The sequence below is a fragment of the Synergistaceae bacterium genome, assembly GCA_017444345.1.
Lineage (GTDB): Bacteria > Synergistota > Synergistia > Synergistales > Aminobacteriaceae > JAFUXM01.
Genome location: JAFSWW010000030.1, coordinates 1 through 12,566, shown reverse-complemented (window position 1 = coordinate 12,566; position 12,566 = coordinate 1). Strand labels below are relative to the sequence as shown.

The window sequence follows — 12,566 nt, the reverse complement described above, 5'->3', positions numbered from 1 at the left end:
GCCCGCCCCCCAACATTTCTCCCTCTTACGTGTAAAAATTTATCTGAACGGCCAAGAAACTATAAAAATTTTCGTGTATATAAATCTTGATTGCAAATAATTAAAAATTTCTGTCCCGTAAATCATCGTTATAAAGCACCCTAGAGACAAGAAAGGCACGAGCGGTATACTTTCATGCTTCCCCCAGTGCAAATTACCTATCATTAATAACACAATGCAATAAAATCCGCCCGTCATTATGCCGATATATAAAGCCAGTAAAGTGAATTTCAAGCCGAGAATCCCGCCGAGTCCTCCCATAAAAAACGCGTCGCCCCAGCCCATTCCCCCGCGAGATAAAATTATGATTGCTGCGAAAATTGCAAAGCCCGCTAAAATTCCCGCGAGTCCGTCAAAAATTGCCGTCATTCCCCCCGCTGTACGAACTAACAAGCCAGCTATACCCGTCGAAATCGTGAACATGTCAAAAACGTCGCCGCTCTCTATATCCGTCAATGAATTCACGAGCAGAGAACACGCACCTATCGCAGAAATCAAGCCCGCCCATGAGACTCCATATTTTGCCGCGATTATTATTCCCATAAGACAGGCTATTATCTCGACAAGTAAATATCTAATTGAAATTTTTGCCCCGCAATGTCTGCATTTACCGTGTTGAATTAAAAACGAGAAAACGGGGATTAATTCACTCGCTGATAAAACATGATTACATGATTCGCAAATTGAACGCTCGCATCCGTACCATGATTTATTCTGTATGGTCCTGTGTGCTGCAACGTTCAAAAATGAACCTAAACACGCGCCTATTACTCCGGAAATTATAATAATATATGCTTGCATTAACGCCACCTCGGTTTTCTTTGATAGATTTCACCGCCGTATGAAGTTTGTTTGTGTCGTTTCTTGTCATCGTCGTTATTATTTAATAATTTATTCAGTGAACCCTGTAAATTTTCTAAATCTAGATTACGTCTGATTCTATTGCGTTTATAGAGACTCAAATCACGATCAAGCCAGCCCATTTCTACAAGTTCCTGAACATCGCGGGGATCTGCTCCTATTGCCTCAGATAATTGAACGAAATCAAATTTTTCCTCGTCATTGTCCCGCAAATATTCATGTGAGCGCGAGTAAACATCTTCAATTCTCCTGAAACAATCAAGACAAACTTTTATCGGCCCTCCCTCGTAATTAAAAACTTTTCCGCATAATTTGCACGATTTTAGCAACAATAACACCTCCTGTGAAATATAAAATATTTATTTACGTTTATAAATTTTGCCGCCGTAAGTAGTGATTCTTATTTTCTCGTTCAATTTCTCGATTGCCTGCTCGAATTCAAGCGCAAGTTTCTGACGTTCTGACAAATCCCGCCCATAAGTCTGTATATCCCGCTCTATATAGCCGAGTTCGATTAATTCCTGAATGTCTTTAGGGTCAACGTCAACTACTTCAGATAAATAATCAATCTCAAAATTTTTCTCGCTGCTGTTCTTTATGAATTCATGAATCTTGCTGTAAATATTTTCGAGCCTCCTTAAGCAGTCAATACAGAAATCCCGTTTTGTAGTCTCTGAGTCAAAAACTTTTCCGCATGATTTACAAGCTGTCAATGACAAATAAAATCACTCCTTTAAATAATTATCATAATTATCGTAATAGACCCGCATATAATTCACGAAAAATTTTTACGCAAAATAAATTATTTATTAATCAGTATATTTTACATGACATGATAATATTTAGGAAAAATTTTTTTGCAAGTTTTATAATTATAGCCCTGAAATTTTTTGCGTGCTGCGTGGATAATAAAATTTCGTCGGGAGCTCATTATAATTTGCGTATTGTGTCGCATGAATAATAAAATTTTTGTTGTGAGGTCGTTATAATTTGTGAAGTGCCTGTGTGTTATGCCATGTTAATAATAAATTTTGTCGGGAGGTCATTATAATATTTATAAAAATTTTTGTGAAGTTCCTGCGCATTTGCCCTCATAGATTTGCGCTCTTACTGGGTGATTTAATCGGGCGTTTATTGCGTTTGATTTTATGGAAGAAAGTAGACAGGTGCGAGGCTCGCTGCGTGAAATCGCTGGGAGTCGGTGTAACTTTGGCGCGTGAGATAGTCAAGAAATCATTTATAAATTTAGGCATGTCAGCAGTAGAATTTATACGAATCCCCGTTATTAAATCCCGATTAAATGAACTTGTAGAATTCCCTGAAGAGAGTCAAGAACTTTTGCGCTATGCTCTTTCACAAGGTCGGGGAGCTGTCTTAATGTGTACTCACATGGCGAACTGGGAATTAGCAGCGGCTCGGGTAATTAATGCGGGTTTTGCTTTAAATGCTGTATATACGCCTCAAAGAGATAATAAAATAAATAGCATAATCGAGAATATACGCGAAAATTTTTCAGGAATGAAAATGATAACAAGTGAGGGGGGCGGCTTGCGTGAGATATTCAAGACTTTGAAGTCGGGGGGGATTCTTGTAATAATGCAGGATTTAGACGCTCGTCAAGACGGAATAATCACAAAATTTTTAGGAATCGACGCAAGCACTCACGAGGGAATCGCGAAATTATACAAGAAATTCAAGTGTCCTGTTATTGCTGCTAGATATTTCAGGGACTGGGCAAAACCCGAACAGCATTATATAAGATTTAAGGAAATTTTGAGCGACAGACTCGACAAAAACGGGCATGAGTTCGGCGAAGATATTAAAGCAAGTATCGAAATGTGCAATAATTTTATTGAAAACTGTATAAAGGAGACCCCTGAGCAATGGCTTTGGCTGCTGGACAAATGGGAATATACACAAGGGAAGATTTAATACTGGGAATAGACCCCGGACGAGATAAAACGGGCTTTGCTTTTGTTGACTTTAACGGGAATTTATTAGCGTCGGGAATTTTTGAGACTTCAAAGCGTGATGATTTCTTTGCTGACTTAAAAAATTTTAATGATTCAAATTTTATTATAGATTTGATTATAGAAGGCAGCGCGGACTCATTGAAGGACTCGCAAATAAAATTTTTAGCACTAGGGAAAGGGACTCACAGCAAAGAATTTTATAATTATTTACGTGAAAAATTGCCGAATGATATAAATATTTTGCTTGTTGATGAGAGAAATACGACTCTTGAAGCCCGTGCGTTATACTGGAAATTGCATAAGCCGAGCTTATTAATGCGGTTGATTCCTGAAGGTTTGCGAGTTCCTGATAGAGTTCTCGACGATTTGGCAGCGTGTATAATTGCGTTACGAGCTTTGAAAAAATATAAAAATATAGAGATATAAACAAGAATAGGCTATAATATTATAAACTCATTAAGAATATATACAATCATTACAGGGAGGGAGATTAATTTAACAATGGCCGGTATGGATAAACTTGTCGCTCTCGTGAATAGTTTTGCGTCGGCAGTGCTTTCCGTAGGGCGAGAGGTGGGGCTTAATATCACCCTCAACAAATCGAAAGTATCTCCGGGCATAAAAGTAGAAAATATTTGCACAGCGGCATTAATAGGCGTTGTAGGTGTAGGCTCACGAGGAACAGTAAATATAATGCTCAATAAAGACGGCTTTGATAATATCATTACTGCAATGTCGGGCGGAATGATTAAGCCGGTAATCGGTGATGATGTCTCTATGAGCGTAATCGGTGAATTGTCAAACATGATCGGAGGCCGTGCACTGGTACAAAGCGCGCTGGGAACTGTCGACGTAACGCCGCCGCAATTAATAATCGGAGATAATATCAGGAACGTAACAAAAGAAGATCAGGGCATGAAAAGTTTTACACTGCCATTTTCGCTTGAACCTTCAGGGGGGCTTTATCTTGTATTGTCCTTCAAAATTGATTAGCTTGATTGACCTGTAATAATTAACACATGAAAAATTATAAACGGTTCTGGTCTAAGTGGGCCGGAGCCGTTTTTTGACATAATATATATATTTATAGAGAGAGAGTTTTGTGTAAATGCTGAAAAAATTTATATACTCGTTAATTATCGCGGTGATTATGGCGTTGACTCCTTTAAAGACTGAGGCGGGAGTCGTTCTCGTTTTATCAGGAGGCGGCACAAAGGGATTCGCTCATGTTGGAGTAATGGAGGCTTTAGAGCAGAACGGAGTCGAAATTGTCGGCATAGTCGGGACAAGTATGGGCGCATTAATGGGAGCTTTACGTGCAAGCGGTTATACTACTCAAGAAATGCATAAGATTATAGCTGAATTAGATTTGCCCTCGCTTTTATCGGAGAATACCGGGCCCATGTTCGTATTTTCCGGAAATGACAGGCGCGCAAAAACTAGCACAATCCCCGCACTTACTTATATAAAGCGCAACGGTGAAAGAGGTCCCAAGGGCTTATTAACCGGCGACAAATTATATAATTATTTTTCTCATTTAATGCGTCATGTTACAGAGACTCATTTTTACAGACTGCCGATTCCATATGCGGCAGTAGCTACTGATATTAATACCGGTGAAAAAGTTGTATTGCGTGAAGGGAGTCTAGCTGCTGCAATGCGTGCTTCAATGTCAATTCCTGCATTATTTGAGCCTTGGATTATTGACGATCATTTATTAGTCGATGGCGGAGTTGTCTCAAATTTGCCGGTCTATACAGCGCGTGATATATTTCCGGGGCTTCCTATTGTTGCTGTAGATATTTCTGATTCGCTTTCACCTTCTAATACACTAGGGAATTACATGGATGTAATAGGCCAAGCCCTCACGATTTTAATGCGCAGAACTACAAACGAAGAAGGCCGGGCAGCAGATATTTTATTACGTCCTAAAGTTGAAGGGCTAGGATTGCTTGATTCCAGCGGCTCAGAGAATACTATAAAATTAGGCTATGAGTCAGCAATGGAGAAAATAGACGAGATCAAAGCACTATCAGCACGAGGGCCGGGACTTTATACTTTCAAGCGCAAAAATAAATTAAGTGAAATCGTAGGAGATGTTGAAGTTCACGGATTGCCGCCTAAAATGTCGGAACTTGTCAGGAAAGAGACTCTAAAATGGGTCGGCCATAAAGTAAAACCTGAAGAAATAGATCACGCAATGGAAAAATTAGCGGAAGCTCAGGGCATAGAAATGGCAGATTATCAGCTTGGCCGGACTGAATCGGGCGATATTCTTGTAAGAATTGACGTGAGGCAGGCTCCGGAGCTTAAAGTGGGAATTTCCGGATATTCTACAAATTTGCATTCAAACCGGTGGCTTTATCTTAAGGGAGAAGCAAGGGGACTCTTGTCAGAATATGACTCATTAACAGGAGTCTTGAAATTCGGGGATCAATGGGGAGCAGATTTCACTTATCAGACCGCGCCGCCTCCATTAAATAACTCATGGCAAATTAATTTGTCCGTTCAGAAATGGGAGCCCGCCGGACCTAATGATCCATTCAGGAGCTGGAAGAGATACGCCGCAGGATTTAATAAATTATTCGTCTGGGGCAATGTAAATGTCGGAATAGGACTCGCCTATGAACACGTAGAAGGAGATTCTATAAGCGATTTGCCTCACGATGACAGGGACTCGATCGGGCCGACTTTCTTTGCTGAATTCGATACTCTTGACATTCCCGGAGATCCTACAAAAGGTTATTCATGGAGATTTAATGCTTGGTGGCCTGATTTTGACGAAATTGTTTACAGGTTTAATTATTTCAAGCCGCTGAAAGTTTCGGAAATGTGGCGAATCTATTTCCGGGCAGGTTTTGCAGAAGGCGATATGAATAGACGCAGCCACGCCGTTTATCTCGGAGCAGCTGAAGAACTCTACTCAATCGCAAGAAATCCCATCGAGGCCGAGCGCATGTTTTGGACTAATTTGGCATTCAGGCGGATTCTTACACGTACAGCAGTGGGAGTCATAGCAGCTGAATTATTTGCCGGCTGGGGCTACGCAATGGATAAAGAATGGCACAAGATAGAAGCTCCGTGGGAAGTGGGACTCGCTGTGAACTTCCCGAATAATTTAGTAGACATGAAATTTGCTGTAATGTACAGTTCAGAAGAAAATTTCAAAACTGGCTTCTTTATAGGCGTTCCTATATGGGATCATTACCCGCTGCCATAAAAATATTATAATAATGCATATATTATCAGGGAGGAATTTATAAATTGGCACGAAATATTACACCTAGAAGCGAAAATTATTCACAATGGTATTTGGACGTAATCAAGGCCGCCGAACTCGCAGATTATGCACCAGTCCGGGGCTGTATGGTAATTCGTCCTACAGGTTATGCAATATGGGAGAATATACAAGCAAAGTTAGACGCTGCTTTTAAGAAAACTGGACATGTGAACGCATATTTTCCGGTTTTGATTCCTAGTTCATTTTTCCAGAAAGAGGCCGAACACGTTGAAGGCTTTGCACCTGAATTAGCAATGGTAACTCACGCGGGCGGTGAAAAGCTCGAAGAACCCTATGCAGTCAGACCGACTTCTGAGACTGTAATAGGCTATATGTATTCAAAATGGATTCAATCATGGCGTGATTTGCCGGTTTTAATAAATCAATGGTGCAACGTCATGCGCTGGGAGAAGAGGCCAAGATTATTTTTGCGGACTAGTGAATTTCTTTGGCAGGAAGGACACACAGCACACGAGACTCAAGAAGAGGCACGAGAAGAGACTCTAAAAATGTTAGGCGTTTATCGTGATGTTATAGAAAATGAGTTAGCAGTGCCCGTTATAGCAGGTGAGAAGACTGCGGGCGAAAGATTCCCCGGTGCTGTTGATACTTTTACATGTGAGGCAATGATGAGCGACTCTAAAGCTCTTCAGGCAGGGACGAGTCATTTTCTCGGTCAAAATTTTGCTAAGGCCTTTGACATTCAATATCAGAACAGGGAAGGCGAGCTTGCTTACTGCTGGACTACGAGCTGGGGAGTCTCGACTCGTTTAATAGGAGCGTTAATAATGACTCATTCTGACGATGACGGATTAATTATTCCGCCCAGAATCGCACCCGTTAAAGCCGTTATTTTGCCGATTTCCAAAGATGAAAGCATTGCAGCTAATAAAATTTTGCCGATTGCTAAAGAACTCGCCTCAAAACTTGACGACTCACTCGGCGGAATGTATACAAAAGTTGATACAGATTTTCACACTAGACCCGGCGATAGATTTTTCACGCACTTACAAAAGGGAGTCCCACTTAGGCTCGAACTTGGAGAAAAAGATTTAGCAGCGGGAACAGTGAGACTTGTTAGACGAGATACAGGCGAAAAATTTGACGTTAAATCTGAAAATGTAATAGACACGGTTAAAAAATTACTTGATGACATTCAGGCGAATTTATTCACACGCGCAAAAACTTTCAGAGAAAATAATACACATGACGCGGCGAATTATGACGAACTCAAGGAAATTATTAATACTAAGGGCGGCTTTGTCCGTGCATATTTCGGAGGCAGCATTGAAGACGAAAAGCGCATTAAGGACGAAACGGGCGGGGCGACTCCTCGTGTTATTTTGCCGGGTGATAATCGGGGCAAGTGCTTTATTACTGGCAATGATAACGCAAGATTAACTATTTTTGCGAAGGCTTATTAATGTACGAGGCTGATTTAATATTTTCATGCGGCGAGAATAATTATTTGCCCGTTGTCGATGTCTGGATAGTTATAGATGTCCTGCGCGCTACAACTGTAATGACTCGCTGGTTCGAACTGGGAGGCGGTGCACTTTATCCCGTGAAGACTCCCGATGAAGCAAGAGTCTTGACATATGAACTCACCGAACAGAATTTAAAGCCGCTATTAATGGGAGAAGTAAACGGGATTCCTCCTGAAGGTTTTAATCTGGGTAATTCTCCGGTTGATTTAAATCTGGGCTTGATTCGTGAACATAACTGCGGGGTAATGTCAACGACAAACGGGACAGTAGCATTATTAGAAGCTGCATCTTCAGGGAGTCCTGTTATTGCTGCGAGTTTAAGAAATTATGCGGCCTGCTTAGATTATGCTTTGACTTTAGGGAATAATATAGGCTTTCTATGTTCAGGACGTAAAAAGCGGCCTTCATGGGAAGATACTTTGTGTGCAGGGGCAATCTTGAAATTATTGCAGAGTCGCGGCGAACTGTTGACTACTGACAGCGCAAAAATTGCCATGTTATTATGGCAGAACAGGGGCGACAACCTCGAAAAATTTATAATGAACTCGACTCACGCGCAATATTTGGAAAAAATCGGCTATCTTGATGATATAGCTTTCTCTAGTCAGTGCAACGTCTCTACAGTTGTCCCAGTTTTGACTATTGATAAGGATTCAAGAAATATCTTGCGCAGCGTATCAGGAAATTCACAGCCCTATGATCACAAAATTGACTCGCAGGAAATCAAGCCCGACCCAGTGAAAAGCCCTGACCCATTCGAAGAGTTATTATCATATACTAAGAAACCGGCGCAGTATTTTTTTATAGGCAGGAAGGAGAAATAAACGCGTGAAAACTTTATATCTTGATTGCTTTGCAGGAATTGCGGGCGATATGTTCATCGGGGCATTATTAAACATTGTCCCGAGTCATAAAATTTTAATTGACGGACTCAATAAATTAACGGGCTTAAATCCCAGCGAGTACGAGCTAATAATCGAGAACGCGGCAAAAAACGGAATCGCAGGCATAAATTTTGACGTGAAATTAAATCATGAACATGAACATCATCACGAACACGATCACGAACATCATCACGGCCGGAATTTAGCAGATATAGAAAAAATTATCATATCAAGCACTCTGAATGAAAGAATAAAGCGTGAATCTCTGCGGGCTTTCTCTTTACTGGCAAATGCAGAAGCTAACGTACACGGAACTACACCCGATAAAATTCACTTTCACGAGGTCGGAGCGGTTGACTCAATAATTGATATAGTAGGCTCGTTTATATTAATTGACTCGTTGAACTGGCCGCGCGTTATATGCTCAAATATAAATGTAGGTTCGGGAACTGTGAAGTGCGCACATGGAATTTTGCCCGTTCCTGCTCCTGCGACTGAGTATTTATTACACGGTTTGCCGGTTTTCTCTAATGGGTCGCCTATGGAACGAACGACTCCGACTGGTGCATTACTCGTTAAGATTCTTGCTGACGGATTCGGGAATATTCCGCCCGGAAAAATTACAGCTTCAGGCTACGGACTCGGAAATAATGACTCGCCCGATATGCCGAACGTTTTGCGCGCGTTATTGATAGACTCTGACATTAAGAATGACAGCGATTTCATACAAGAGAAATTATCTTTGCTTGAATGTAATATTGACGACATGAATCCTCAAGATTATGAAATAGTCTCAGAGAAATTATTTAATACTCAAGCTCTCGACGTTTGGACTGAAAATATTTACATGAAGAAGTCGCGCCCCGGTGTAAAATTTTGCTGTCTCTGTGAACCCTATAACGCAAGCAAACTCGCAAAAATAATTTTGACTCATACTACTTCACAGGGCGTAAGAATCAGCGAACTTGATAGACTGCGCTTAAACTGGCATATTGAAGAAATTAATACTTCACTGGGCAAAATCAGAGTCAAGATTACAAGCTTAAACGGTGAAAATTTACGCAAAATCCCCGAATATGAAGACGTTAAGAGTCTTGCTTTAAAACTTGGCCGGCCCATGTGGGAGATTCGCAAAATTATTTATTCAAGCCTGTAAAATTTTATAGTAATAAATTATAGCAAGAAAGAAGGCGCAAAATATGAGAAATAAAATCGTAATCGCTGAATATATCTCATCAGGTAAGAATTTAATCGATGACGTAATAAGCCGCGGATATGAGCCTGTGTTACTCGAAGGGAGTTATCCTGATATGAGCGAAGACGTGAAAACTGTTCGTGCAGAAAGAGACTCGATAAATGCGCGTTTTGCCGGAAAATTTACGATCATTAAAGAAAATCCCGACTATAATGCAGTGTTAAAGCAGGTGCGGGAATTAAAGCCTATTCTTGTAATTGCCGGGCATGAGTTCGGTATCGAGCTTGCTACGAGACTATCAAGTGATTTAGGACTCGCCGGGAATCCTGTATCAAGACTCCCTCAAATGACTCAGAAGGACAAAATGCAGGAGGCCTTGAAAGATTACGGGATTCGCTATATTCGGGGCAAATTAGTATCTTCGCTTGAAGAGGCCGGACAATTTTTTAGCGAACTAGACACGCAAAATACAGTCGTCAAACCTCCAAGAGGCGCGGGGACTCAAGGCGTATATATCTGCAGTAACCGTGAAGAAATGCTCTCAGCTGTCAGCAAAAATCTTGAATTAAGCCCTAATACTCTTATTCAAGAACGCATAACAGGCCCTGAATACATAGTAAATACAACTTCATGCAACGGCCGGCACAGTTTATTATCTATGATAGTCTATGATAAAATCAAACTCTCAAACGGTGCAAATGCATATAATACTCTTATTACTGTTAAAGAACTTGATATAGGACACTGGGAACTCGTGAATTATGCCTATAAAGTAGCGGACGCAATCGGGATAAAATACGGCCCAGTTCACGGCGAATACATGATTGACGAAAGAGGCCCCGTCCTTATCGAAGTAAATTGCAGGCCTATGGGTGCATCAATGCGCAGAAAATTTCTTGACAGCATATACGGCCATCATGACACTGATAAAATTTTAGATTCATATCTTGATCACGAAAAATTTGACGAGGACCGCAGAAAGCCATATAGGACTCATAATTTCGGCGCGCTCAAAATGATAATAGTTCCTGATGATACACGCGAATATTCAACGCCAATAATGCAATTAAGCCGTCATTTAAGGAGCTATTACGACGCAAATTTTGTCGGTGCAGGCAATCGGGAAGATTTACCGAAAACTAGAAATCTTGAGACAGCTGGCGGAGTTATTTATTTATTGCACGAAGATGAGAAAGTTGTGCGCGAGGACTGCAATATTTTGCACGAAATCGAAATGAAATATCCTGATTTGATATTCCAGAATAATAATTTAACTTTCAAGACACCTGATAATTCTTTGAGTATTGAGCAGGTAATTCACAAGACAAATTCTAAGGGCAGTATATTAATTTTAAGCGACATTAATCACGAAATAAAAGGCTCCTGCGTAGTAACAAGCGATCAAGAATTAAAATCAGCATTTGACAGCTACGAACAAGGAATAATTTATTTGCATAAGGGCGAATCTTTTGCGGACGTTGAAAGCCTGGCAGAAAAAATTTATACGTTCATCAGCAAAATAAGACAGGGAGGGCGCGTTATAGTTCCTGAAAGCACATATTGCAATATTCCATACGGCATAAAGGGAATCGAGATTCTTTTGCGTATTGCTGGACTCAAGATTGAAGCTCCGATTTATGAATCAAAACAGGAAAATATATTAATTGCCTCGAAAATATAAATATTCTCCCCTGATTTTACAGCGAGTCAGGGGATTTTTGCGTTTTCTTGTCAAGCTCTTCCTGCATTAAATTTGTTATTTCTTGATTGTCTTCTTTGGATAATTCTAATTTACGGCTTACAGTATGATCTGAAGACTCTAAAACTTTTTTTGCTTCATCCTTGACTTTATCGCTTGCATTTATTAAATCTTCATGAGAGAGCCGCAAATTTTCATGTGATGATTTATCCCGTCTGACTTTCACGGCCTCACTTACACAAGCATAAATAACGGCATTCTTTATTTCTCGTCCGCAGAAAGAGTCATATTTTTTTGCAAGTTCGTCTATATTTATAGAGTCATCAAATGGTATTTTGATTCCTTCACCATATAAATGCCTCTGCCAAATATTTTTTCTAGCGTTGAAATCAGGTACAGGAAATTCTATACTTATCAGGCGCGAGAGAAAAGCCTTATCATAATTTACAACTAAATTTGTAGCAAAGATTACGACTCCGTTAAATTGTTCAAGAGAAATTAATAACTGGCTTCTCATTGAGTTAATAGCTTGTGCCGAGCCGTCAGTTACATTTGTTAACCGCTTAGATAATAACGAGTCAGACTCGTCAATAAATAATACTGCATCATCGCGGGCTGCTGCCATAAAGATAGCTTTTACCATTTTAGGGCCTTCACCGTGATATTTGCTTTCTATGTCGGCATATGAGGCGCGGATAATTTTTTTCTTGAGATAATTTGCTACTGCCTCGGCTGCCATAGTTTTGCCCGTTCCCGGGGGGCCGTAGAAGCTCATTGCTGAAGCTGCGTGAGGGACGATATTATTTAAGCCCCATTCATTAAATACTATTTCTCTTACGTCGGGAGAAATCATGTCTGCTGATTCTTTTATGCGCTTTAGTGTATATTCAGGCAAAATTACTTGATCAAAAGTGTATCTAGGCTCTTCGGCGTGATAATTGAGCGATAATTTTTTGTAGTCGAACTCGCTATTATTATTATTATTGCCGGAGTCTTTTGCGATTTCTTGATTTACCGGCCTAAAATTTGGATTCACACGGCTGTAATTTAATTTCACGTCTGAATCTTGGACTGTTATATCACGAATGATATTAATTATTTCAGAGTCATAGTCAGCACGTAAAGACTCATTCATAATATATATAATT

At 40.3% G+C, this 12,566-nt stretch carries 12 protein-coding genes; 8 read left to right on the top strand and 4 right to left on the bottom strand.

Annotated elements, in window-relative coordinates:
• Nucleotides 1-39: 39 nt before the first annotated feature.
• Genes IJS99_01805 through IJS99_01795 form a run of 3 tightly spaced genes read right to left on the bottom strand, consistent with a single transcriptional unit; the run spans nt 40 to nt 1,613 of the window.
• Entirely contained in the window at nt 40-840 is an 801-nt protein-coding gene (locus IJS99_01805; GenBank protein ID MBQ7560555.1) for a prepilin peptidase, read from the bottom strand.
• Nucleotides 840-1,232 carry a hypothetical protein gene (locus tag IJS99_01800; protein MBQ7560554.1) on the bottom strand — a complete coding sequence of 131 codons (393 nt, stop codon included), beginning with the start codon at nt 1,230-1,232 and terminating at the stop codon, nt 840-842. Before IJS99_01800 ends, IJS99_01805 begins: the two co-directional genes overlap by 1 nt.
• Before the next feature lie 27 nt (nt 1,233-1,259).
• Nucleotides 1,260-1,613, bottom strand: a complete 354-nt coding sequence (locus IJS99_01795) for a hypothetical protein (GenBank protein ID MBQ7560553.1) — start codon at nt 1,611-1,613, stop codon at nt 1,260-1,262.
• Between the two features lie 292 nt (nt 1,614-1,905).
• Between IJS99_01795 and IJS99_01790 the strand changes: the two genes are divergently transcribed.
• From IJS99_01790 to IJS99_01755, 8 genes are all read left to right on the top strand, one after another.
• Complete coding sequence (locus tag IJS99_01790) at nt 1,906-2,832, top strand: lysophospholipid acyltransferase family protein (GenBank protein MBQ7560552.1); 927 nt, start codon at nt 1,906-1,908, stop codon at nt 2,830-2,832.
• On the top strand, nt 2,784-3,299 hold the full coding sequence (gene ruvX / locus IJS99_01785) for a Holliday junction resolvase RuvX (protein ID MBQ7560551.1): 516 nt from the start codon (nt 2,784-2,786) through the stop codon (nt 3,297-3,299). Before IJS99_01790 ends, ruvX begins: the two co-directional genes overlap by 49 nt.
• 84 nt (nt 3,300-3,383) lie before the next feature.
• The gene (locus IJS99_01780) at nt 3,384-3,866 is read left to right on the top strand and encodes a chemotaxis protein CheX (GenBank protein ID MBQ7560550.1); all 483 of its coding nucleotides are present in this window, start codon (nt 3,384-3,386) and stop codon (nt 3,864-3,866) included.
• A gap of 115 nt (nt 3,867-3,981) precedes the next feature.
• Entirely contained in the window at nt 3,982-6,093 is a 2,112-nt protein-coding gene (locus IJS99_01775) for a patatin-like phospholipase family protein (protein MBQ7560549.1), read from the top strand.
• A 44-nt stretch (nt 6,094-6,137) separates the two neighbouring features.
• Complete coding sequence (locus IJS99_01770) at nt 6,138-7,577, top strand: proline--tRNA ligase (GenBank protein ID MBQ7560548.1); 1,440 nt, start codon at nt 6,138-6,140, stop codon at nt 7,575-7,577.
• Nucleotides 7,577-8,464, top strand: coding sequence for a 2-phosphosulfolactate phosphatase (locus IJS99_01765; GenBank protein ID MBQ7560547.1), 888 nt, complete (start codon nt 7,577-7,579; stop codon nt 8,462-8,464). Before IJS99_01770 ends, IJS99_01765 begins: the two co-directional genes overlap by 1 nt.
• A gap of 4 nt (nt 8,465-8,468) precedes the next feature.
• Nucleotides 8,469-9,680: a nickel pincer cofactor biosynthesis protein LarC gene (gene larC, locus IJS99_01760; protein ID MBQ7560546.1), complete on the top strand. Its 1,212-nt coding sequence runs from the start codon at nt 8,469-8,471 to the stop codon at nt 9,678-9,680.
• Between the two features lie 43 nt (nt 9,681-9,723).
• Nucleotides 9,724-11,400, top strand: a complete 1,677-nt coding sequence (locus tag IJS99_01755; GenBank protein ID MBQ7560545.1) for an ATP-grasp domain-containing protein — start codon at nt 9,724-9,726, stop codon at nt 11,398-11,400.
• Between the two features lie 16 nt (nt 11,401-11,416).
• Here IJS99_01755 and IJS99_01750 read toward each other — a convergent pair.
• Nucleotides 11,417-12,566: 26S protease regulatory subunit (locus IJS99_01750; GenBank protein MBQ7560544.1), on the bottom strand; the 1,150-nt coding region annotated here is incomplete at its 5' end.